This window comes from Pseudomonas glycinis, assembly GCF_054871425.1.
Genome location: NZ_JBTYHF010000003.1, coordinates 157,298 through 180,978, shown reverse-complemented (window position 1 = coordinate 180,978; position 23,681 = coordinate 157,298). Strand labels below are relative to the sequence as shown.

Genomic DNA, 23,681 nt, shown 5'->3' with positions numbered 1-23,681 from the left:
ACTAATACTCAAGTGGCCATGAACGATATCTCCGCTCCCGAGCAATACGATCTGCAAACCGCTGCCCTGAAGGTGCCGCCGCATTCCATCGAGGCTGAACAGGCCGTACTCGGTGGTCTGATGCTGGACAACAACGCCTGGGAACGCGTGCTCGATCAAGTCTCCGACGGCGATTTCTATCGACATGACCACCGCCTGATCTTCCGCGCGATCGCCAAACTGGCCGATCAGAACTCGCCGATCGACGTCGTGACCCTTGCCGAACAGCTGGACAAGGAAGGCCAGACGTCGCAAGTCGGCGGCCTCGGCTATCTTGGCGAACTGGCGAAAAACACGCCTTCCGTCGCCAACATCAAGGCCTATGCGCAGATCGTCCGCCAGCGTGCGACGTTGCGCCAATTGATCGGCATCAGCACCGAGATTGCCGACAGCGCCTTCAACCCGGAAGGTCGCACCGCTGAAGAAATCCTCGACGAAGCCGAACGGCAGATCTTCCAGATCGCCGAAGCGCGGCCCAAGACCGGCGGCCCGGTCGGCGTCAATGAGCTGCTGACCAAGGCCATCGACCGCATCGACACGTTGTTCAACACCGCCGACGCGATCACCGGTCTGTCTACGGGTTACACCGACCTCGATGAGAAGACCAGCGGCTTGCAGCCGTCCGACCTGATCATTGTCGCCGGCCGACCGTCGATGGGTAAGACCACCTTCGCGATGAACCTGGTGGAAAACGCCGTGTTGCGCAGCGAAAAAGCGGTGCTGGTTTACTCGCTCGAGATGCCAGGCGAATCGCTGATCATGCGTATGCTGTCTTCGCTCGGCCGAATCGACCAGACCAAGGTGCGTTCCGGCCAACTCGAAGACGACGACTGGCCGCGCCTGACGTCGGCGGTCAATCTGCTCAACGACCGCAAACTGTTCATCGATGACACCGCCGGCATCAGTCCTTCGGAAATGCGCGCGCGCACTCGTCGTCTGGTGCGTGAGCACGGCGATGTCGGCCTGATCATGATCGACTACCTGCAACTGATGCAGATTCCCGGGTCCAGCGGTGACAACCGCACCAACGAGATTTCCGAGATCTCGCGATCCCTGAAAGCCCTGGCCAAGGAATTCAACTGTCCGGTAGTGGCGCTGTCGCAGCTCAACCGTTCCCTTGAACAGCGCCCGAACAAACGCCCGGTGAACTCCGACTTGCGGGAATCCGGAGCGATCGAGCAGGACGCCGACGTGATCATGTTCGTTTACCGCGACGAGGTGTATCACCCGGAAACCGAGCACAAGGGCATCGCCGAAATCATCATCGGCAAGCAGCGTAACGGCCCGATCGGTTTCATTCGGCTGGCGTTCATCGGTAAATACACGCGCTTCGAAAACCTCGCACCAGGCAGTTACAACTTCGACGACGACGAATGACAGCAGGCCGGATCATCCGGCTGCTGTCTTGGCCTGCTTCAATCGGCCGAAACTGCCGTCTCGCTGCTGGCAGGCTTTTCAACTGCCTCACCGGGGCGAATTTCCTCGCGCGTCAGTGACTGGATCAGCGTCGCTTCGATAATGGCCAACTGTGCAGTGACGTCATTGGTTTGCGCGTCGTATTCGGCCCGGGTCAGTACTTTTTTCGCGAATTGCTCGTCCAGTGCCGCCTGTCTCTGTTGATAAGGCTGACGTGCGGCGTCGAACCGGGACGGATATTTGTGCGTGATGAAGTCCTGCCAGAATTCCATCGACACCAGAGCCTGAAACTCTTCGGGAGAGCCGTTCAAGGCGATGACTTTACGGTAGGCGACTTCCAGCATGGGCGGTGTGACGCCGGCCATGCCGATAAAGGACAGCGTCTGCGGCTGAAACGGCAACTGCAGCCGATCCTTGAGGCCAAAGCGGTAGGCCATGGTCATTTCATGCGGGTCGCTCAGGCGCAGGCGCTGGGTATTGCGCTCACGCGCTGGAGCCTGTGGATCGTTGGCGATTGTCCTGCTCGCAGCGATATCTGCTGCGGCCAGTTCATCGACCTGCCTTAGCCTGAACAGACTTCTGGACAGATCCACCAGGCGAGTGCCATCCCCGTCTTGCCTTGCCTGCACTCTGGCCGTATGCGTCATGGTCAGCACTTGCAGGTCAGTAAACGTGGCGGCGGCAAGGTCAGTGCAGCCGGCTTCGCAGGCGCGATCGAAAACATCTCTGCGCAGAGCGCGTGATTGCACGTTGTTCTCGCTGATGGCATCGACCACGTCCCAGACCTGCCGACGGAAATCGGCGTGGTGGCCGAGTCGGGAAATGATGTTGAAAAAGCCATCCGAGCCGTCCTGTGCTTTCAGTCTGTCCAGCTGCGCGGTGCGTTTCGTCGCCTCGGTTGCCGCCATACCGATGGTCAACTGCGGATAGGCCGACGCAGCGTTCATTAGCGCCGGCTGTGGGCGGGCTGCCGGGGCAGAAGTGGTCAGCAGGTTCAGAGGATTGTAAAGCGATGTTGCGGAGTGGCGCAGCCGCTCACTGTAGCCGGCCAGGCGTTCTCGAGTGTATTCGTTCAGGGGGTTATCGCTTATCTGAGTGCCGCTGTTGACCTGAATCGAATGCCTCAGGCGATCCGCTGCCGGTGCGACGACAAAGCTGGGCAGGTTCGTGATCCGGTTGTTGTTCAGAAGTATCCTTCCCAACAGGGGCTGATCGAACAGTCCGGCTGGCCAGCTTCCGATGCTGGTGTTTGACATGTCGACTTCGCGGATATCAGTGATCGCGCTGAAATCCGGGCTCACGTTCAAGTGCGGGTTGTCGTGTATCCACAAGGCCCTCAAGGTCGTTCTTCCGGCCAGTATCTGCGCTGTCTCGGCGGTGAGTTCGAGTTGATTCCCCTGCAGGAACAGACGGGTCATCCCGTGCATTTCGCCGATGGCCGGCGGGAGATCCCTGAGACGATTGTTGGCCATGTTCAGCCAGCGCAAATGGCGGAAGCGGGTCAGAAAACCTTCCGGGGATTCGGTGAGATTCATGTTGTTGAGTTTGAGCGAGCCGACATGGCTGAAGTCGGTGTTCAGATCCGGCAGGGTCGGCAACGTGAGGCCGCTCAAATCCAGTTCCAGACCTATCGGCGTGCCGTCGAAGGCGTGTTTCTGCGGCGTTTCACGTCGCCAGCAACTGATGATCCGATCCCGTGCCTCGATGCGCTCATTGCGGGTTTGGGTGTTGATCTGCAACTGATTGACGCGGATATAGCGCAGAGGATTGCTGCCTCCCGAAAAAACCCAGTTATCCAGCTGGTTTTTCAACACGGCGAAATCCTGCTCGAGCTCCAACAGCCTGGTCGCGACAGTGGCCTTGTCATGGTTCCAGATAAACTCCCGGCATTCCTTGATGCTTTTGCTCGGAAACAGTTTTCGGTAGCGCTGCGCGCGCGAGTTCTCACTGTCGAATACAGCGGGGTGGGCCGGAGTCATCAACTGCGGATGCAGTTCGTTGAGTTTTCGCCAGTAGCGATCGAACTTCCTCCAGTAAGGCGAAGGGAAGTCATTGCCTTCAAGCAGCGTGTGGTTGTTGATCCGCGCGACCACAGCCAATTGATCGGCTGGCGGGTTGATGTGTGCGTCGGGGACTTCGCGCAGTTTATTGTTGCTGAGGTCGAGGCCGGTCAAGGTGATCTTGTCAGCCAGGCCGATGGGCCACTCACTGATGCCGGTGTTATTCAGGCCCAGTGTCTGCAGCCCGGACATCGCACTGAAATCGGGCAGCATCTGGAGTGGGTTGTTCGACAGGTCGATGCTGACCAACTGATGCAATGCACTCAATGCACCAGCGCTGTTCTCATCGAGTTTTATCTGGTTTGAGGTCAGATTCAGGTGGGTGAGCCGGCTCATCGCGCTGATCTCTGCGGGCAATTTTTCCAGACCGCAATGGCTGATCGTCAAGTTCTCCAGATTCGGCAACCGCGACAGGAACGTGTCGGCAGTGTCGGACCAGACGACGCTATCAAGAGTGAGCAACGTCAACCGACTGAAGTCGGCAGTCAGTGGCGGTAGCGGTCCTTTCAGTGGTGGCAGCGCAAGGTGCGGCGATTGCTGGAGCCAGCAGTCCTTGATGATCCGGGCAATGTGTTCTGCCCGAGCCTTTTCCCGGCCGGCCACGCTGGATGTTCCCGGCTGGCTGTCGGCGACGTAGGCCAGCAGTTGCGCATCGAGCGCCTTGAACTCTGCGAAACGCTGGCTGATCGTGGCTTCTGCACTGTCCCCCAGGCCAATCAGGTATTCCCGGGCGGTTTGTGGCGTTTTGTCCGGATACATCTGCAGCAGCATGGCGACTTCAGGGATGTCGCCATCAATCCGGAATGCACCTGTGCGGGCGCTGTTGATCAGTGCCGGATATTCGGCCGTAACCCGCTGCCAGTAGACTTCCAGCCGCCGCCAATAGCCGCTGGCAAAGGGGTTGCCTTCGATCAGGGTGATGCGGTTGATGTTGGCTATGGCGAGCAATTGATCACTCGCCGGGCTGATGACTGTCTGCGGAATTTCACGCAATCGGTTATTGCGCAGATCGAGCGACTCCATCGCCAACTGATGCTGCAATCCGGTTGGCCAGTCATCCAGTTGTGCATTGCGCAGACCCACTGACTTGAGCTCAAGCATGCCGCTGAAATCCGGGGCCTTGCCCAGCGGGTTGTCCGACAGGTCGAGTTTTTCCAGTTGGCTGAGCGAAGCCAGCTCGCTGGCGGTCTGGTCGCTCAGTTCAATGTGGTTCGCTCGCAGGTCCAACTCCTTGAGGGCTGGCATTTGCGCAAGGTCCGCCGGCGGCCTGGCGAGCGTCGAGGCGTTGATTTTCAGACGCTCCAGGGCAGTGAACCCCTTGAGGAAGTTTTCGCCCCCCTCCGACCAGGCGACCGCCTGCAAGTGCAGCGTGCGTACATGGCTGAAATCTGCGGACAGCGGAACAATGCCTGCGTCGCCAAGATCCAGTTGCAACGTTGTTCCTGTCTGACGTTTCCAGCAGCGCTTGATCTCTTGCGCGGCGCGCTCCACCGAGGGATGGGTCGCCCCGCCGGCCAGCTCACTGGTTTTCAACCAGGTCGCCAGCTCCAGCTTCAGGGTCTTGTATTCATTCTCGAGGCGCGTCAAAAAGCTTGGTACATCGTCACCCTGGGTGCGCAACAGCGTGCGGATTTGCTCGCTGTCCAGAGATGGATAGAGTTTTCGCAGTCGCGACTGGGGCGTTCGCAGTCGATTGACCGCGGCATTGAGCCGCTCGCGCAGCCCCGGCGAAGCAGGTTGGTCGGCACTGCCGCGCTGCATCCCGCCGGCCCCGCCGACCACGATGCCCTGCCAGCCCTGATCGGCATCGAATACGACAGGCTCTGATCTGCCCGGGCGCGTAGCGCTGTAGATGTTGTCGACGTCAGCGGCGACAGGATCTTCAGGGCGGACGATGCGCATCACCTCGGTCAGAGGCGTCGAAGCATCGTGATCGTGCAGGACCTGATAGCTGTGATTGTCGATCACTGCGTAGAGTTTGCCGTCATGGCGGTACAGCCCATCGCTGTCGCGTGAGCTATGACTGAAGTCGAACGGCGTGCGAAACGCTTGCAGGCGTGTCACCGATAAAGCGAAGGTGCTCGGCGGCGAGAACTCCAGCGCATGCCACCTGCCACTCTCCGGATCGTGCAGCATCAGCGGTCCGGAGGGCTTCGATTCGCTCGCCAACCCGGCGCGCCAGAGGCCGCTCGGCGAATCCTTGCTCACCTGCACGAAACCGCCGTCGGCCATTTCCACGTAGTGACGACCCTTGAATGTCCTCAGGCCTTCGGCGTCGGCGTCAGGCAAGCCGGTTGCGACAGCGAGGCGGTAATGCTCGACGGGGTGGCCTGTGTTGACCATGGTTTGCAGCGCTGATGCAGCCGCATGCACTGTGACATTCGGCGCCGGGATGATCGCATCAGGATCGTTGCTGTCCGTGCGCCGGTTCGCGCGGATTGGCGGGCCGCTCAACGCGGTTGGGTCAAGACTGGGGCGCGGCGTGAGGAGGGGACGCTGCGGGATGGCATCGGCGGATGTATCCGGTCGAAGATGAAAATTACCGGGGGGACTAACTGGGTGCGGCGTTTTGCTGCGCATGTCTTACGTTCCTTGTAGTGATTGAGCGGTCGCGTCCGCAACGGACGCTGCCGGCCGGTTCGGCGTCATGCCTGATGATGTGTCTCGGGATGGAAAGAGGTGGCGGCGAGGTCGAAAATTTTCTGTGCTGCGTGGCCATCGAGGGCGGCGCGCCAGATAGGTTTGTGTGGCCGCTGCGCCCGTTCTTCCCGGCGCTGCGAACGCACACCCATGCGGCTTTGCTCAAGGGTTTTCAGGTGCGCGCCGGAAACATTGAAGTTGAGATCGGGCGTATCCGGTTTCGCGTAATGAAAGTGCGCGTGCCAGAGGGGGTCGTAGGTATGCGCATCCGTCAGTAGATAGACGTCGATAAAGTCTCGATTCTGCCCCTTGCCGCGTTTCAACCGGGTCTCGATTTTCTGCGCACGTACTTCGCCCTTGTCGATCAGATACAACATTCGGTCGGGGCTCAGAAAATGTATGTCCTTGTAGATCCGGACACGAATGTTTTCGCCCTCGCTGCGCAGGCGTTCACTGGTGTCCTGCAGGCGTTGGATCAGCGCATCTGTTTCGCCATCGGTGGGCTCCTGTCGCCGAAGCTGGAGTGCGATCTCATCCATTGCCCCGGCCTTGCGCTCAAGCATCTCGACAATGTTGTCCGGATGGTTTTTGCGCGACTCTTCGCGCCGGGCTTCGCGCACATGTGCGTCGGTTTGCTCAAGGTGCTGATTGGCTCTGAGAGTCAGGTCGGGCAGGGTTGTGTCCTGCGTTGCGCGGACGGGGTGCCACTCACCAGCTCTTTGTTCATAGGTCTGCACTGGCTGTTGCGGGTCGTGCAGACTGCGTACATCGATGACTTCTTCGTTGTGCGCGGTACGTCGGGACTCGCCGACATGGATCTTGTAAATACCGTGTTTCTTTGCCTTGAAAATGCGCTTGGGTGGCGGTTGGAAACCGGATCTGTCCTGCTCCGGAACATACTCGAAATCAATGGCCTGATCGTTGATCGGCAGCGCCGGGAGATCAGGCTGGCGTTGATATTGGAACAGGCGATGAGTCAGCGTCTCTTCGAATATTTTCAGCTCGGCGGTGATAGCCGTGCGTGACGTTGCGTGCTGCTCATCGGGTGTCAGATCAAGGCGCTCGTACCAGTAGCGAAGGGCTGTGCATTCCTGGAGCAGATCACGCAATATCGCAGGGTGCGAAGTCTCCGGAATTTTACCCAGCGCTCCATACACGAAAGTTACCTGACCAAATCTGGTCGCCAGTTCGGAGGCCTGAGGGTAGTTTCCGTCTGATTGATGGTCGTCCAGCATCAGGCTTTTGGCCAATACCCACGAAGCCACGACGTCGTGAGTGTCCATTGGTGTCAGAGCGTATGCACTGAATTCGTCCGGCGCGACCCGCCATGTGTTCACCAGATTGTCGGCAATGTGCTGGCGCTCTCGCATATGGCCGAGAATTTTCCCCAGGACGTTGACTGTTCGTGGGAGCCTGTCGATGTCGATCAATGGACCTCCCAGCGCATGGCGGGTCAAGCCGCATTCGACCAATTGATCGTAGAAGCTCATTTGGATCTTGTGCATCGCAATCATTTTTTTGTCGTAGCCTTCCTTCTTTATGAAGTGCCGGACCGCGGGTTTTTGCTGCGTATGGAATTTTATTGCTTTTGCAAGGGACCTCAGCGCCTGGTGGCTGTGTAATTCACGATCAAGCAGCGCCATCGTTTCGCGCTTGACCGCTTCTGGGCGCTCGCCCCCCGCTTCCCTGATGCTGCGCCACACCTCCTTCAGGTGTTCACTTTTAGCGGTGTCCTGCTCGATTCGCTTGTTGAAGTGGCCAAGTCTGATTCCGACCTCCACCCGCTGCCATAGCTCTGAGGGCGCCACTCCTGTCCCTCTCTGCATCCCGGCTGCCCCCGTTACACTGGTCCCTCGCCAGCCGTAGCGAGCGTCGAAAATGATCGGTTCCGACCTGCCTGGACGGGATGCGACGTAAACATTCGTGGCATCGCTGGCGATGGGATCGTCGGGGCGAACGATGCGCATGACCGCCCTCTGCGGCGCTGATGCATCAAGATCATGCAAGACCTGATAGGCCTGATTCTCGATCTGCACATAGAGTTTGCCGTTGAAGCGCAACAGGCCATCGCCGCCCGGCTCGGCCGTGCTGAAATCCAGATCGGTGCGAAACGCCTCGAGCCGGCTCGGGGATAGCGGATAGGTCGATGGCGCCCAGGTATCGACGGGTTGCCAGAGACGGCTCTCGGCATCGAACTGCAACAGCGGACCGGACGGGTGCAATTCGCTGGGCAATTTCGCCCGGTAAAGACCGCTGGCGGGGTCCAGACCGACCTGCACGGTGCCACCCTCAGGCACTTGGACATACTGACGTCCCTTAAGCGTCGAAATGCCTTCGGCATTGGCTGACGGCAACACGACCAGCGAAGTGATCCAGTAATCTCCCAAGGGCCGCTCATGCACAACTGCAGCCGATTCGGCGGCCGTTGTCGTGCTGACCGTTGCCCGCGCAGGCACGGAGGTAATGCGGTTGAGTCCGTGATCGATCGATGTCGATACCGTTGTGGGAGTCGGGCGTGTGGGAATTCTGTGCCCCGGTCCGCCATCGAAAAGCGCCGTGAAACCAGGCCGGGTGATCGAATAATCGGGTCGCGGGTTATGAACCGAGACGGTCGTGATGCCTCTGGTTGGCGGTTTGGGTGCCATTGCCTGTCTTCCTTTTCGTTTAATGCCCCGCTGCTCTTGGGAGTGCGACGGGCGGGCGGCTTCCTTGCCGTTTCGTGCGTCGTGCGTTCAACAAAAACGCGTAATGTGTGGCGGGTTGGCGGCGCGAGAGCAGCGCACAGAGAAACCGACCACCGTCGTCGGAATTGGTCAAAATTTGTGCTATATTCCGCGCCCGCGATTTTTCACTTCAACACCGGTCGTCGACATGCAAGCAGCCAAGCCGTTATTTGACTATCCAAAATATTGGGCCGAATGTTTCGGGCCAGCGCCATTCCTGCCGATGAGCAGGGAGGAGATGGATCAGCTCGGCTGGGATTCGTGCGACATCATCATTGTTACCGGTGATGCCTACGTCGATCATCCGTCGTTCGGCATGGCGATCATCGGCCGGCTGCTGGAGTCGCAAGGCTTCCGCGTCGGGATCATCGCGCAGCCGAACTGGCAGTCCAAAGACGACTTCATGAAGCTCGGCGAGCCGAACCTGTTCTTCGGCGTCGCGGCGGGCAACATGGACTCGATGATCAACCGCTACACCGCGGACAAGAAAATCCGTTCCGATGACGCGTACACCCCCGGCGGCATGGCCGGCAAGCGTCCGGATCGCGCCAGCCTGGTTTACAGCCAGCGCTGCAAGGAAGCCTACAAGCACGTGCCGATCGTGCTCGGCGGCATCGAAGCCTCGCTGCGCCGCATCGCCCACTACGACTATTGGCAGGATCGCGTGCGCAACTCGATCCTGATCGACGCCAGCGCCGACATTCTGCTGTACGGCAACGCCGAGCGCGCGATTGTCGAAGTTGCCCAGCGCCTGTCGTGGGGCCACAAGATCGAAGACATCACCGATGTGCGCGGCACCGCGTTCATCCGTCGCGATACGCCACAGGGCTGGTACGAAGTCGACTCCACGCGCATCGACCGTCCGGGCAAGGTCGACAAGATCATCAACCCGTACGTGAATACCCAGGACACCCAGGCCTGCGCCATCGAGCAGGAAAAAGGCCCGGTCGAAGATCCGCAGGAAGCCAAGGTCGTGCAGATTCTGGCCAGCCCGCGCATGACCCGCGACAAGACCGTGATCCGCCTGCCGTCGATGGAGAAGGTGCGAAACGACCCGGTTTTGTACGCCCACGCCAACCGCGTGTTGCACCTGGAAACCAACCCGGGCAACGCCCGTGCGCTGGTGCAGAAGCATGGCGAGCTCGATGTCTGGTTCAACCCGCCGCCGATTCCGATGACCACTGAAGAAATGGACTACGTGTTCGGCATGCCTTACGCCCGTGTGCCGCACCCGGCGTACGGCAAGGAGAAGATCCCGGCGTACGACATGATCCGTTTCTCGGTGAACATCATGCGTGGCTGCTTTGGTGGCTGCACCTTCTGCTCGATCACCGAGCACGAAGGCCGCATCATCCAGAACCGTTCCGAAGAGTCGATCATTCGCGAAATCGAAGAGATCCGCGACAAGGTGCCGGGTTTCACCGGGGTCATTTCCGACCTCGGCGGCCCGACTGCGAACATGTACCGCATCGCCTGCAAGAGCCCGGAAATCGAATCCGCCTGCCGCAAGCCGTCGTGCGTGTTCCCCGGTATCTGCCCGAACCTCAACACCGACCACTCTTCGCTGATTCAGCTGTATCGCAGCGCCCGTGCCCTGCCGGGTGTGAAGAAGATTCTGATCGCCTCCGGTTTGCGTTACGACCTCGCCGTCGAGTCGCCGGAGTACGTCAAGGAGCTGGTGACCCACCACGTCGGCGGTTACCTGAAGATCGCCCCGGAACACACCGAGGAAGGTCCGCTCAACCAGATGATGAAACCGGGCATCGGCAGCTATGACAAGTTCAAGCGCATGTTCGAGAAGTACACCAAGGAAGCGGGCAAGGAGCAGTACCTGATTCCGTACTTCATCGCCGCCCACCCGGGCACCACCGACGAAGACATGATGAACCTCGCCCTGTGGCTCAAGGGCAATGGCTTCCGCGCCGACCAGGTGCAGGCGTTCTATCCGTCGCCGATGGCCACCGCTACGGCGATGTACCACTCGGGCAAGAACCCGCTGCGCAAGGTGACGTACAAGAGCGACGGCGTGACCATCGTCAAGAGCGAAGATCAGCGTCGTCTGCACAAAGCATTCTTGCGTTATCACGACCCGAAAGGCTGGCCGATGCTGCGTGAAGCGCTGATCCGCATGGGCCGCGCCGATCTGATCGGCCCGGGCAAGGATCAACTGATACCGGCGCATCAGCCAGCCACCGACAGCTACCAGAGCGCCCGTCGCAAGAACTCGACGCCGGCCGGCAGCCACAAGGTCGCCAAAGAGAAGACCACCAAGATTCTCACCCAGCACACCGGTCTGCCGCCGCGTGCCAGTGATGGCGGTAATCCGTGGGACAAGCGTGAACAGGCCAAGGCTGCGGCATTCGCCCGCAACCAGCAGGCGGCCAAGGAACGCAAGGATGCGGCGAAAGGCAAAGGGCCGAAGCCGACACGCAAGCCGGTCGTGCCGCGCTAAACACTGCTTGAGCTGAACAGAACGCCAACCTTCGGGTTGGCGTTTTGCATTTCAGGCCTCGGGAAATGAGTTGTTGCCGCTGGCCTCTTCGCGAGCAGGCTCGCTCCCACAGGGGAACGCATTGCACATGTGGGAGCGAGCCTGCTCGCGAAAGCGTCCGATCAAACACCGCAAGAATCAGCGTTCGCAACATTTGCGTGCAACTGAGTCCAAGCATTTCCTCGCATCGCCCGGTTTTGGTGCTGTACTGCCTTGAGCATTTCGCGAAAGCGCGCAAGCCTGTGCATGGCATAAGTCTTGCGCGCTTTCCCATACGCCCAAGGCTCGCAGGAGGCACGCCGTGTCGATTCATGTCGCATTGCATCACGTCACGCATTATCGCTACGACCGCGCTGTCGAACTCGGCCCGCAGATCGTCCGCCTGCGCCCGGCGCCCCACAGCCGCACGCGAATTCTTTCCTATGCGCTGAAAGTCTCGCCCGAGCAGCATTTCATCAACTGGCAGCAGGACCCCCAGGGCAATTACCTGGCACGTCTGGTGTTCCCCGAAAAAACCGCAGAGCTGCGCATCGAAGTCGATCTGGTAGCGGAAATGGCGGTGTTCAATCCGTTCGATTTCTTCCTCGAACCGTACGCCGAGCGAATCCCGTTCAGCTACGCCGCCGATGAGCGCAAGGAGCTGGCGCCGTACCTCGAAACCCTGCCGCTGACGCCAACGTTCAAGGCTTACCTGGACAGCATCGACCGCACGCCGCTGCCTGCGGTGGATTTTCTGGTGGCGCTCAACCAGCGCCTCAGCGGAGACATCGGCTACCTGATCCGCATGGAGCCCGGCGTGCAGACTCCGGAGCACACACTGCAACACGCCTCCGGTTCCTGCCGTGATTCGGCATGGCTGCTGGTGCAACTGTTGCGCAATCTCGGTCTGGCGGCGCGGTTTGTTTCCGGCTACCTGATTCAGCTGACTGCCGACGTGAAAAGCCTCGACGGCCCGTCGGGCACCGAAGTCGACTTCACCGACCTGCACGCCTGGTGCGAGGTGTATCTGCCGGGGGCCGGCTGGATTGGCCTCGATGCCACGTCCGGGTTATTCGCCGGGGAAGGGCATATTCCGTTGGCGTGCAGTCCCGATCCGTCCTCGGCGGCACCGATCAGTGGTCTGGTCGAACCTTGCGAGACGCAGTTCAGCCACGAAATGTCGGTCGAGCGAATCTGGGAAGCGCCACGCGTCACCAAGCCCTACACCGATGAACAATGGCGGGCGATCCAGGCACTGGGGCGGCAGATCGATGCCGACCTGCTTGAAGGCGATGTGCGCCTGACCATGGGCGGCGAACCGACCTTCGTCTCCATCGACGACCCGGACGGCGCCGAATGGAACACCGCCGCGCTGGGGCCGGACAAGCGTCGGCTGTCCGCCGAACTGTTCCAACGCATGCGCAAGCAATACGCGCCGCAGGGGCTGGTGCATTTCGGTCAGGGCAAGTGGTATCCCGGCGAGCAGTTGCCGCGCTGGTCGCTCAATTGTTACTGGCGCCGCGACGGTCAGCCGATCTGGCACAACGACGCGTTGATCGCCGACGAGCAGCAGGACTATGGCGCCGACGGCGAACTGGCCGGACGCTTTCTCGCCAGCGTCGCCGAGCGCCTGAAGTTGCCTGCACGCTTTGTCTTCCCGGCTTACGAGGATCATCTCTATTACCTCTGGCGTGAGGGCGCGTTGCCCGGCAACGTCAGCGCCGAAGATTCGCGCCTAGAAGAACCGCTGGAGCGCGCGCGGTTGCGCAAGGTCTTCAGTCAGGGCCTGAACAAGGTGATCGGTCAGGTGCTGCCGCTGGCGCGCACGGCCAAGGGCGATCAATGGCAGAGCGGGCGCTGGTATCTGCGCGATGAGCACTGTCGCTTGGTGCCCGGGGATTCGCCGCTGGGTTATCGCTTGCCGCTGGCGTCGCAGCCGTGGGTGAAAGCGGCGGAATATCCGTTCATCCATCCCAACGATCCGAATCAGGACTTCGCTGAACTACCGGATGCCGCGCAGCTCGGTGTGCACGGCGAACCTGCTGCGCTGGATGAGCGGGTGCCGAAAATCGACGAGTCCGCTGACTGGCTGACCCGTACCGCATTCTGCGCCGAGGCCCGCGAAGGCCGGCTGTATCTGTTCATGCCGCCGCTGGAGCGGGTCGAGGATTATCTGGAACTGGTCTCGGCCATTGAGGCCACCGCCGAAGAACTGCATTGCCCGGTACTGCTGGAAGGCTATGAGCCACCGAGTGATCCGCGCCTGAGCAATTTCCGTGTCACTCCGGACCCGGGCGTGATCGAGGTCAACGTGCAGCCATCGGCGACCTGGGACGAGTTGGTCGAGCGCACCGAGTTTCTCTACGAACAGGCACGGCAAACCCGCCTGACCACCGAAAAGTTCATGATCGACGGACGCCACACCGGCACCGGCGGCGGCAATCATTTCGTCCTCGGCGGCGCGACACCGGCGGACTCACCGTTTCTGCGGCGGCCGGATCTGCTGCGCAGTCTGATCAGTTACTGGCACAACCATCCTTCGCTGTCGTACCTGTTTTCCGGCCTCTTCATCGGCCCGACATCCCAGGCACCACGGGTCGACGAGGCGCGTAACGACGCCTTGTACGAACTGGAAATCGCCTTTGCGCAGATGCCGGAGCCGGGAGAGGAGTGTGCACCGTGGCTGGTCGATCGACTGCTGCGCAATCTGCTGATCGACGTCACCGGCAATACCCATCGCGCCGAATTCTGCATCGACAAACTGTATTCACCGGACGGCGCCACCGGGCGTCTTGGCTTGCTGGAACTGCGCGCTTTTGAAATGCCGCCCCATGCGCGCATGAGTCTGGCTCAGCAGTTGCTGCTGCGGGCGCTGGTCGCGCGCTTTTGGCGCGAGCCTTATGCGCCGGCGAAACTGGCACGCTGGGGCACCGAGCTGCACGATCGCTTTTTGCTGCCGCACTTTATCGAGCAGGATTTCGCCGACGTCATCGTCGAGCTCAACAACGCCGGCTATCCGTTGCGTGCGGAGTGGTTCGCGGCGCATCTGGAATTTCGTTTTCCCAAGGTCGGCGACTACGCCGTCAATGGCATCGAGCTGGAGCTGCGTCAGGCGCTCGAACCCTGGCACGTGCTGGGCGAGGAGGGCTCGGCGGGCGGCACGGTGCGCTACGTCGATTCATCGCTGGAGCGCTTGCAAGTCAAGCTCAACGGCTTGCCGCCACAGCGCTATCTGCTGACTTGCAATGGCGTCGCGGTGCCGTTGCACCCGACCGGGCGGGTGGGTGAGTTTGTCGCCGGGGTGCGCTTTCGGGCGTGGCAACCAGCCAACTGCCTGCATCCGACCATACCGGTGCACGCGCCGTTGGTGTTCGACCTGCTCGATACCTGGATGGCGCGTTCGCTGGGTGGTTGCCAGTACCACGTCGCCCATCCCGGTGGGCGCAATTACGAGACCTTGCCGGTCAATGCCAATGAAGCGGAGAGCCGGCGCATGGCGCGGTTTTTCCGCCTCGGACACACGCCGGGGAAACTTCCCGTACCCAAGGTAGAAATCAATGACGAGCTACCGCTGACCATCGACCTGCGCAGTTACTAGAGCCTACGCAACACGCGGATTTTTCGTATATCCGCGTGTCATGTGCCTGCGTTAGTCTGACCGTTCCCTGCTGTCTGCCGAGCTTTCCATGCCTGACCTGTTAGACCGCTACCCGCTGACTGCGGGCACCTATCACGAACTGCTCGACGGCAGCGGCGCAGTGCGTGCGCATTGGCAGCGCCTGTTCGATCAGTTGCAGCGCAGCAGCCCGGCGCAACTGGTGCAGCGCCAGGCCTTGCTGGCGCGGCAGATTCAGGAAAACGGCGTCACCTATAACGTCTATGCCGATCCCAAGGGCGCTGATCGGCCGTGGGAACTGGATCTGCTGCCCCATGTGATCGCGGCTGATGAATGGCAGCAATTGTCCGCCGGCATCGCTCAGCGTGCGCGCTTGCTCAATGCAGTGCTGGCGGATCTGTACGGTGCGCAACGGTTGATCAGTGAAGGCCTGCTGCCGGCAGAGCTGGTGTTCGGGCACAACAATTTTCTCTGGCCCTGTCAGGGCATTGCCCCGCCCGAGTCAGCTTTTTTGCATTTGTATGCCGTGGATCTGGCGCGCACGCCGGATGGTCGCTGGTGGGTCACTGCCGATCGCACCCAGGCGCCGTCCGGGGCCGGCTATGCGCTGGAAAACCGCACCATCGTCTCCCGCGCCTTTCCCGACTTGTACCGCGATCTGAAGGTTCAGCATCTGGCCGGTTTCTTCCGCACCTTGCAGGAAACCCTGGCCCGTCAGGCACCGCAGGGCGATGACGCACCGCTGGTGGTGCTGCTGACACCGGGGCGGTTCAATGAAAGTTATTTCGAGCACCTGTATCTGGCGCGCCAGCTCGGTTATCCGCTGGTCGAGGGCGGCGATCTGACGGTGCGCAATGCCACGGTGTACCTGAAAACCCTCAGCGGCCTGCGCCGGGTGCACGCGATCATGCGCCGCCTCGACGATGATTTCTGCGACCCGCTGGAACTGCGGACCGACTCGGCGCTCGGGGTCCCCGGTCTGCTGGAGGCGGTGCGTCAGGGGCGGGTGCTGGTGGCCAATGCGCTCGGTAGCGGCGTGCTGGAATCGCCGGGGCTGCTGGGGTTTCTGCCGAAGATCAATCAATTCCTGTTCGGCGAAGAACTGATCCTGCCGTCGATCGCCACCTGGTGGTGCGGTGAAGCGCCAGTGCTGGCGCAGGCGCTGGAAAAACTTCCGGAGCTGTTGATCAAACCGGCGTTCCCGTCGCAGAGTTTCGCGCCTGTTTTCGGCCGTGACTTGAATGAAAGCCAGCGCCTCGAGCTGGCGCAGCGTATGCAGGCACGGCCTTATGCCTACGTCGCGCAAGAGCTTGCGCAACTGTCGCAGGCGCCGGTCTGGCAAGCCGAGGACGGTCATCTGCAACCCCGCGCGATCGGCATGCGCATGTATGCGGTGGCCAGCCACGACGGCTACCGCGTATTGCCGGGGGGGCTGACCCGAGTGGCGGCCGACGCCGATGCCGAGGTGGTGTCGATGCAGCGCGGCGGGGCGAGCAAGGACACCTGGGTGCTCAGCGACCGTGCGCCGAGTGGCGAGCAGTGGAAGGCGCAGCGCAATGTCGGCGTGCACGATCTGGTGCGGCGCGATCCTAACCTGCCATCGCGGGTAGTGGAGAATCTGTTCTGGTTCGGCCGTTATTGCGAGCGCTGCGACGACAGCGCGCGGCTGCTGCGCATCATGCTCACGCGTTACGTCGATGGCGATGATCCGCAGGCGCTGCAAGCAGCGGTCGATCTTGGCGAGCGGCTGGCGCTGTTGCCGGATGAGGGCGAACTGCCGGAGCGCCTGCTCGCTGCGTTGCTGGGCGAGGACTGGTCGTTCAGCCTGCGCTCCAACTTGCAACGCCTGCAGTGGGCCGCCTCGCAAGTGCGCGGCAAGCTGTCCCGGGAAAACTGGCAGGCGCTGGTGGAATTGCAGCGCGAGGCGCTGGAGCTGGAAGTCGATGAACCGGACTTCGGCGAACTGCTGGATTTTCTCAACCGTCTGGTGATGTCGCTGGCAGCGCTGTCGGGGTTTGCCCTGGATGACATGACCCGCGACGAAGGCTGGCGTTTTCTGATGATTGGCCGGCGCATCGAACGCCTGCAATTTCTCAGCAGCAGTCTGGCGGCGTTTCTGCGCGGCGCGGGTGCGTTCGATCAGGCGGGGCTTGAGTGGTTGCTGGAGTTGGGTAACAGCAGCATCACCTATCGCTCGCGCTATCTGGCGGTGGCGCAATTGATTCCGGTGCTGGATTTGCTGCTGCTGGATGAGCAGAACCCCCACGCGGTGCTGTTTCAGCTGAAACTGGTGACCCGCACGCTGAAACGCCTGAACGACGATTTCGCCGCGCCTCGGGAAACCGCGCTGCCGCAACTGGTCGAGCGCCTGTCGCGGTTTGATCTCGGTTGTCTGGAAAATCCTTTGTTCGGCAAATCCAGCGTACGTGCCGCGCTGGATGGTCTGGCCGATCTGTTGCAGGAAATCGCCGAAGCCAGCGGCCAGGTATCGGATCGTCTGGCCCTGCGCCATTTCGCCCATGTCGATGATGTCAGCCAGCGAACGGTGTCCGTGTGATGAGCGCTCAATATCAGATCTTCCACGACACCTGTTATCACTACGACAGCCCGGTCTCCCTCGCGCAGCAACTGGCGCACCTGTGGCCGCGCGAATGCAGCTGGCAGCGCTGCACCGAGCAGCAGTTGCTGATCAGCCCCGAGCCGACCATGCGCCGTGACGAACTGGACGTGTTTGGCAATCCGTTGACGCGTCTGGCATTTGAACGGCCCCATGACCAATTGCAGGTCAACGCCCGGCTGACGGTCGAGGTGCTGGCGCGGCCGGCGCTGGATTTCAACCAGTCGCCCGCGTGGGAGCAGACCCGCGATGCGCTGACCTACAGCAGTCAGCCGTTGTCCGCCGACTTGCTCGAAGCCTGTCGCTACCGGTTCCAGTCTCCTTATGTGCATTTGAAGCGCAGCTTCGTCGAGTTCTCGCAAAGCTGTTTTCCGCCAGGGCGACCGTTGTTGCTCGGGGTGCAGGCGCTGATGCAGAAGATCTTCAGCGAATTCACCTTCGATGCCGAAGCCACCCAGGTGGCGACGCCGCTGGTGGAAGTGCTGGAGCGTCGACGCGGCGTCTGTCAGGACTTCGCTCATCTGATGCTGGCCTGTGTGCGCTCGCGCGGTCTGGCGGCGCGTTATGTCAGCGGCTACCTGCTCACCCAGCCGCCGCCGGGGCAGCCACGCCTGATCGGCGCCGACGCCTCGCATGCGTGGGTATCGGTGTTCTGTCCGGTATCGGGCTGGGTGGATTTCGATCCGACCAACAATGTGCAGCCGGCGCTGGAACACATCACGCTGGCGTGGGGGAGGGATTTTTCCGATGTGTCGCCGTTGCGTGGGGTGATTCTCGGTGGGGGTAATCACGACCCGGAAGTGCGGGTTACGGTGATGCCTCAGAATTGATGAGTTTTCAGATGTGGGAGCGAGCCTGCTCGCGATAGCGTCAGGTCAGCCAATGGATTTGTAACAGATACACCGCTTTCGCGAGCAGGCTCGCTCCCACAGGGATTTTGGTGTGTCAGGGAAAGCAGGGCTGTGAGGGCCGGCAGCAGAACTGCCAGCCCCGTCACAAATCCGCAGGGTCTGATTCGATCATCAAACCCGGTGGGGCTCAGGCGTCGGGCGTCTGATCTTTCGATGCATCGGATGCATCAACATCATCATCGGTCGCCACTTCACCGTCAGGGTTCAGTGCCGCTTCTTCAGCGGTTTGCTTCTTGCGCTGAAGCTTTTCCTCTTTCTTCTGTTCCTTTGCCAGGTCTCGTTGACGTTTGGCGAAGGAGTAATTGGGTTTGGCCATGGGCGATCCTCTGGGGTCGAAGGTGAGGTTGAGCGGCGCGTATTCTGCCCTGTATCGGTGTCCGGGGGTTAACCGGGTTTTTGGTCGACCCACTTGGGCGTGACGGTCGGCTGCCACTGATCGAGGGCGTCGAGCAGGGAATCTGGCGATTCGCTCACTTGCAGCATGTCACGGTGTGGCGCGCGAACGAAGCCTTCGCCGACGATATGATCGAGAAAAGCCGTGAGTTTGCTGTAGAAACCGTTCACTTCCAGCAGCCCCAAAGGCTTGCCGTGATAGCCGAGCTGGCCCCAGGTCCAGACTTCGAACAGCTCTTCCAGCGTGCCAAGGCCACCGGGCAGGGCGATGAACGCATCGCTCAGCTCAGCCATCCGCGCCTTGCGCGCATGCATGCCGTCGACCACTTCCAGGCGCGTCAGGCTCTTGTGGCCGATCTCCTTGTCCATCAGGCTTTGCGGAATGATGCCGATCACTTCGCCGCCAGCCGCCAGCGCGGCATCAGCGACAATGCCCATCAAACCGACGGCACCACCGCCGTAGACCAGCGTCAGATTACGCTCGGCCAATGCCCGGCCGAGGGCCACGGCAGCTTCAGTGTAGGCCGGCACGGTACCGGCATTGGCACCGCAAAACACACAAACGGATTTCAGCGACATGCGTTACTCCTGAGTCGATCAGTCGCACAGGGTAACGGCTGGCACGCTGCGCTCCAAGGACTAGACTTCGCGTTCGGGTGATTCAAAAGTACCGCTGGCGCCACAAGCGTAGGCGGCGAGCAAGCTGCACAACAGGCCGTTAAAGAACATGACTGGCACTCCGTTTCAGTAGGTGGGCCGATCATAGGCCTGGCCCAACGAAATGGCCGTTAGATTGTGTCGATGAGTGTCATAGCCTGAAAGTTGTATACAATTTTTGACTCAAGTCATATGAACTTGCGATGATTTCAGGCAGTCTTTCCACCACTAGTGTTTTTGTTAACCCTGCCTTGGAGATTCACCATGTTTTCCAAAGTTGTTGCGGTATCCCTGCTGGCGCTGGCCAGCAGCCAATTGATGGCTGCCGAGTGCAAAACCACCGTTGATTCCACCGATCAGATGTCCTTTAACACCAAGGAAATCGTGATCGACAAGAGCTGCAAGACCTTCACCGTCGAACTGACCCACTCCGGCAGCCTGCCGAAGACCGTCATGGGCCATAACCTGGTGATCAGCAAAGAAGCTGACATGCAGCCGATCGCTACCGACGGCCTGGCGGCCGGTATCGACAAGAATTACCTGAAGGACGGCGATGCCCGCATCATCGCCCACACCAAGATCATCGGCGCCAAGGAAACCGATTCGGTGACCTTTGACGTTGCCAAGGTGGCTGACGGTGGCTACGGCTTCTTCTGCTCGTTCCCTGGGCACATCTCGATGATGAAAGGCACCATCGTCGTCAAGTAATCAGGGCCAATGTGGGAGCGAGCCTGCTCGCGAAGAGGCCATCCGCTTCACTGATGGCCAAAGAAAAAGCCCGCTGAGGATCACTCCTCCGCGGGCTTTTTCATGCCTTTGAAAAATCAAGGCGCAAACGGCATGACCCGCTTGTGATGAGTCTTGTTGTACGTATCGACAATGATCTTCGCCGCCTCGTCACGCACCGTTTCCCCGTGCAGAAACGCATCGATCTCGGCATAGGTCACGCCATGCGCTGCTTCGTCCGGTTTGCCCGGCGAAAGATCTTCCAGGTCTGCCGTCGGCACTTTCTCGACCAGCGTCTCCGGCGCGCCAAAGCTGCGGGCAATCGCACGCACTTGATTTTTCACCAGGCCGCTGAGCGGGGCGAGGTCGCAGGCGCCATCGCCGAACTTGGTGAAGAAACCCATCACCGCTTCCGCCGCGTGGTCGGTGCCAATCACCAGACCGCCCGCCACCCCGGCAATCGTGTACTGCGCCACCATGCGCATCCGCGCCTTGGTATTGCCCAGCACGAAGTCGACCGACGCCGCCGGTTTGCCTTCGAACGCCGACACCTGAGCTGCCAGCGCCTTGACCGCCGGGCCGATGTTCACGGTGTGGATTTCGTCAGGGGCGATGCAGTCGAGCGAGGCCTTGGCGTCGTGCTCGTCAAACTGGGTTTCGTAGGGCAGGCGCACGGCGATGAATTTGTAGCGGTCGTCGCCGGTTTTTTCGCGCAGTTCACGCACCGCGCGCTGGGCCAGGAGGCCGGCGGTCAGTGAATCGACGCCGCCGCTGATGCCCAGCACCAGGGTCTTGAGCCCGGAATTGACCAGACAATCCTGAATGAACGTCAGGCGCCGGGCGACTTCGGCCTGCAGGGCCTGGTCGTCGGCGAACGGTGGTTGCACCTTGAGCTGCTCAGCAATCTCACGCTGTACGGCTTGCATGAATTCACTCCTTGCTAGATAGACTGGATTCGGCAGGAACCTGAAACACATGTCGCAAATAGGCGACGAAATTCGGATCTTTGCAGTGGGTCTTGCCAGGCTCGTCGGAGATCTTCGCCACCGGCTGGCCGTTGCAGGCGGTCATTTTAAGCACGATGCTCATCGGTTCGACACCTGGGATATCGCAGGTGAAGTTGGTACCGATGCCGAAGCTCACATTGATGCGACCGTGCAGCGCGCGGAAAATCTCCAACGATTTCGGCAGGGTCAGACTGTCGGAGAACACCAGGGTCTTGCTCATCGGGTCGATGCCGAGCTTGTGGTAGTGCGCGATGCACTTTTCGCCCCACGCCACTGGGTCCCCGGAATCGTGGCGCAGGCCATCGAAGAGCTTGGCGAAGAACAGATCGAAATCGCCGAGAAACGCATCGGTAGTGATGCAGTCGGTGAGGGCAATGCCGAGCAGGCCACGGTACTCGCGCACCCAGCAATCGAGCGCGGCGATCTGGCTGTCGATCAGACGCGGGCCGAGTTGCTGATGGGCCATGATCCACTCATGGGCCATGGTGCCCAGCGGTTTCATGTCCAGTTCGCGGGACAGATGCACGTTGCTGGTACCGACGAAACGACCCGGGAAGTCGTGCTTGAGCACGTTAACCACTTCGGCCTGCACACCAAAGGAAAAGCGCCGGCGCGTGCCGAAATCGGCAACCTGCAGTTGCGACAGCTCATCGGCCGAGGCATTGGCGGTCAGCCAGTCGAACTTGCGATACAGCTGTTCGCGTGCCTGCTCCAGCGAAGTCTCCCGGTAGCGATAGCGATTGCGCACTTCGCTGACGATCGCCAGCAGCGGCACCTCGTAGAGGATCACATGCAGCCATGGCCCGCGCAGACGGATGAACAGTTCTCCGTTCTCGATGCCGGTGTGCAGGTAGCGCAGGTTGAAGCGGAACAGGCCAAGGAAGCGCAGAAAATCCGGTTTCAGAAAGCTGATACGCTCAAGGAAGCTCAACTGATCAGCACTCAGGCTCAGCTCGGCCAGACGCTCGATCTGATGACGAATCTCGGCCAGATACGGACGCAGATCCTCGGCGTTGCGGCAACGGAACTCCCATTCGACTTCGACGTTGGGGTAGTTGTGCAGCACCGCCTGCATCATCGTCAGCTTGTAGAAGTCGGTGTCGAGCAGGTTCTGCACGATGCGATCGGCAAACACACTCTCGCTCATAAACGGGTCTCCAGTTGCGCCGCGCCTGGCGCGGTCTATATCGATGGCGCTAGTGGCGCATATCGGCGGTGGGGATTGCCAGCATTTTTTCAGAGCGCCGCAGATCCACTGTGGGAGCGAGCCTGCTCGCGAATGCGGTGTGTCAGTTAAAGATGATGTGGCTGACCCGACGCTTTCGCGAGCAGGCTCGCTCCCACAGGGATCCCGGTTGACCTCACACCGGGCTATCGATTTGTTCAAGCATCCATTTCACAAAATCCCGCACCTTCGGCACTTCCGCCGCGTGCTCCGGGTAGGCCAGGTAGTAGGCATCGCTGCTGGGCATCGCATGCTGCCAGGGTATGACCAGTTTGCCTTCGGCCAATTCCTCTTCCACCAGAAACCGTGGCAGCAGCGCCACGCCACAACCGACCTGGGCGGCGCGGATGCACATGTAAAAGGTTTCGAAACGCGGCCCGTGGTAGCTGTGTTCGGTGTGGTAGCCCTGACTGTCGAACCAGTCGTGCCAGGCCTGCGGTCGCGAGGCATTCTGCAGCAGCACCAGGTCGGTGAGTTGCGTCGGGTCAGTGAATGGCGTGTCCGGCAGGCTGCCCGGGGCGCAGACCGGTACCAGTTGTTCGCCGAACAGTTTCAGGCATTCGGTGCCCGGCCGCGAAGCCTGGCCGAAATAGAAGGCCAGATCGCTGCGCCCCTGCAACAGATCATCGGCTTCCTGTTCGTTGCACAGATCCAGATGAATCGACGGATGGCGCAGGCGCCAGCCTTTCAGGCGCGGCACCAGCCAACGGGCGCCGAAGGTCGACGGGGTGGAAACGCGCAGGACTTCGGTTTCGCCGCCGTAGGAACGCAGGTAATGCGTCGACATCTCCACTTGGCTGAGGATTTTTCTGACCTCGACCAGATACAAATCCCCGGCCGGCGTCATCTGCAAGCGCCGACGCACGCGGCGGAACAGCAAGTGCTGCAACAGTTCTTCAAGCTGTGCGACCTGTTTGCTCACTGCGCTCTGGGTCAGGTTCAGCTCTTCGGCAGCGCGGGTAAAACTCAGGTGCCGGGTCACGGCCTCGAAGCATTGCAGCGCGGTGATCGAGGGCAAGTGGCGTTTGTTCAGCATGGCCAGTCCTTTTTCTTGTCTTTCGCTAGGCAGCATGAATAAACGGAATGATATCTGGCGTAAAGGTCGTTTGTTGCATCGCCGCAGTGAGGCTACAACTAAAGGCCTGCCCGGCCATGCGAAGGATGGCCGCACACATTCTGTT

The 23,681-nt window shown here is 60.7% G+C and carries 13 protein-coding genes; 6 read left to right on the top strand and 7 right to left on the bottom strand.

From position 1 onward, the window contains the following. Nucleotides 1-18: 18 nt before the first annotated feature. Entirely contained in the window at nucleotides 19-1,416 is a 1,398-nt protein-coding gene (gene dnaB / locus ACYSTU_RS08470; protein WP_016771936.1) for a replicative DNA helicase, read from the top strand. Nucleotides 1,417-1,454: 38 nt separating this feature from the next. Here dnaB and ACYSTU_RS08465 read toward each other — a convergent pair whose 3' ends face one another. Together ACYSTU_RS08465 and ACYSTU_RS08460 are read right to left on the bottom strand one after the other, a co-directional pair. Continuing rightward, nucleotides 1,455-5,969, bottom strand: coding sequence for an NEL-type E3 ubiquitin ligase domain-containing protein (locus ACYSTU_RS08465; protein ID WP_498997430.1), 4,515 nt, complete (start codon nucleotides 5,967-5,969; stop codon nucleotides 1,455-1,457). Between the two features lie 191 nt (nucleotides 5,970-6,160). Then, nucleotides 6,161-8,800 (bottom strand): hypothetical protein, encoded by a 2,640-nt coding sequence (locus ACYSTU_RS08460; protein ID WP_498997429.1) that lies wholly within the window; start codon nucleotides 8,798-8,800, stop codon nucleotides 6,161-6,163. 226 nt (nucleotides 8,801-9,026) lie between these two features. Between ACYSTU_RS08460 and ACYSTU_RS08455 the strand changes: the two genes are divergently transcribed. From ACYSTU_RS08455 to ACYSTU_RS08440, 4 genes are all read left to right on the top strand, one after another. Then, on the top strand, nucleotides 9,027-11,330 hold the full coding sequence (locus tag ACYSTU_RS08455; RefSeq protein ID WP_016771932.1) for a YgiQ family radical SAM protein: 2,304 nt from the start codon (nucleotides 9,027-9,029) through the stop codon (nucleotides 11,328-11,330). Nucleotides 11,331-11,670: 340 nt separating this feature from the next. Beyond that, nucleotides 11,671-14,946 (top strand): transglutaminase family protein, encoded by a 3,276-nt coding sequence (locus ACYSTU_RS08450; protein ID WP_498997427.1) that lies wholly within the window; start codon nucleotides 11,671-11,673, stop codon nucleotides 14,944-14,946. 88 nt (nucleotides 14,947-15,034) lie between these two features. Next, nucleotides 15,035-17,521 (top strand): circularly permuted type 2 ATP-grasp protein, encoded by a 2,487-nt coding sequence (locus tag ACYSTU_RS08445; protein ID WP_498997425.1) that lies wholly within the window; start codon nucleotides 15,035-15,037, stop codon nucleotides 17,519-17,521. Further along, entirely contained in the window at nucleotides 17,521-18,411 is an 891-nt protein-coding gene (locus tag ACYSTU_RS08440) for a transglutaminase family protein (protein ID WP_056787573.1), read from the top strand. The genes ACYSTU_RS08445 and ACYSTU_RS08440 overlap by 1 nt, the downstream gene beginning before the upstream one ends. A 208-nt stretch (nucleotides 18,412-18,619) precedes the next feature. Here ACYSTU_RS08440 and ACYSTU_RS08435 read toward each other — a convergent pair whose 3' ends face one another. Both ACYSTU_RS08435 and ACYSTU_RS08430 read right to left on the bottom strand, forming a co-directional pair. Beyond that, complete coding sequence (locus tag ACYSTU_RS08435; RefSeq protein ID WP_024011378.1) at nucleotides 18,620-18,808, bottom strand: hypothetical protein; 189 nt, start codon at nucleotides 18,806-18,808, stop codon at nucleotides 18,620-18,622. Nucleotides 18,809-18,876: 68 nt separating this feature from the next. Then, a complete protein-coding gene (locus ACYSTU_RS08430) occupies nucleotides 18,877-19,464 on the bottom strand; it encodes a cytokinin riboside 5'-monophosphate phosphoribohydrolase (protein ID WP_024011379.1) in 588 nt (195 codons plus the stop codon). A 342-nt stretch (nucleotides 19,465-19,806) separates the two neighbouring features. On the opposite strand from ACYSTU_RS08430, the gene azu reads away from it, so the two are divergent. Beyond that, nucleotides 19,807-20,250 carry an azurin gene (gene azu, locus ACYSTU_RS08425; RefSeq protein ID WP_024011380.1) on the top strand — a complete coding sequence of 148 codons (444 nt, stop codon included), beginning with the start codon at nucleotides 19,807-19,809 and terminating at the stop codon, nucleotides 20,248-20,250. 116 nt (nucleotides 20,251-20,366) lie between these two features. Here azu and nadE read toward each other — a convergent pair whose 3' ends face one another. The 3 genes from nadE to ACYSTU_RS08410 all read right to left on the bottom strand — a co-directional run bounded on the left by nadE (nucleotide 20,367) and on the right by ACYSTU_RS08410 (nucleotide 23,536). After that, nucleotides 20,367-21,194, bottom strand: a complete 828-nt coding sequence (gene nadE / locus ACYSTU_RS08420; protein ID WP_016771924.1) for an NAD(+) synthase — start codon at nucleotides 21,192-21,194, stop codon at nucleotides 20,367-20,369. Nucleotides 21,195-21,198: 4 nt separating this feature from the next. Beyond that, complete coding sequence (pncB, locus tag ACYSTU_RS08415) at nucleotides 21,199-22,422, bottom strand: nicotinate phosphoribosyltransferase (RefSeq protein WP_122601486.1); 1,224 nt, start codon at nucleotides 22,420-22,422, stop codon at nucleotides 21,199-21,201. 214 nt (nucleotides 22,423-22,636) lie between these two features. Continuing rightward, complete coding sequence (locus ACYSTU_RS08410) at nucleotides 22,637-23,536, bottom strand: LysR family transcriptional regulator (protein ID WP_071174249.1); 900 nt, start codon at nucleotides 23,534-23,536, stop codon at nucleotides 22,637-22,639. Nucleotides 23,537-23,681 lie beyond the last annotated feature (145 nt).

Excerpts from the sequence above, each read along its gene's own strand:
- dnaB (WP_016771936.1), top strand. The coding sequence starts at position 19 with ATGAACGATATCTCCGCTCCCGAGCAATACGATCTGCAAACCGCTGCC.
- ACYSTU_RS08460 (WP_498997429.1), bottom strand. The coding sequence starts at position 8,800 with ATGGCACCCAAACCGCCAACCAGAGGCATCACGACCGTCTCGGTTCAT.
- ACYSTU_RS08455 (WP_016771932.1), top strand. The coding sequence starts at position 9,027 with ATGCAAGCAGCCAAGCCGTTATTTGACTATCCAAAATATTGGGCCGAA.
- ACYSTU_RS08445 (WP_498997425.1), top strand. The coding sequence starts at position 15,035 with ATGCCTGACCTGTTAGACCGCTACCCGCTGACTGCGGGCACCTATCAC.
- ACYSTU_RS08440 (WP_056787573.1), top strand. The coding sequence starts at position 17,521 with ATGAGCGCTCAATATCAGATCTTCCACGACACCTGTTATCACTACGAC.
- ACYSTU_RS08435 (WP_024011378.1), bottom strand. The coding sequence starts at position 18,808 with ATGGCCAAACCCAATTACTCCTTCGCCAAACGTCAACGAGACCTGGCA.
- ACYSTU_RS08430 (WP_024011379.1), bottom strand. The coding sequence starts at position 19,464 with ATGTCGCTGAAATCCGTTTGTGTGTTTTGCGGTGCCAATGCCGGTACC.
- azu (WP_024011380.1), top strand. The coding sequence starts at position 19,807 with ATGTTTTCCAAAGTTGTTGCGGTATCCCTGCTGGCGCTGGCCAGCAGC.
- nadE (WP_016771924.1), bottom strand. The coding sequence starts at position 21,194 with ATGCAAGCCGTACAGCGTGAGATTGCTGAGCAGCTCAAGGTGCAACCA.
- pncB (WP_122601486.1), bottom strand. The coding sequence starts at position 22,422 with ATGAGCGAGAGTGTGTTTGCCGATCGCATCGTGCAGAACCTGCTCGAC.
- ACYSTU_RS08410 (WP_071174249.1), bottom strand. The coding sequence starts at position 23,536 with ATGCTGAACAAACGCCACTTGCCCTCGATCACCGCGCTGCAATGCTTC.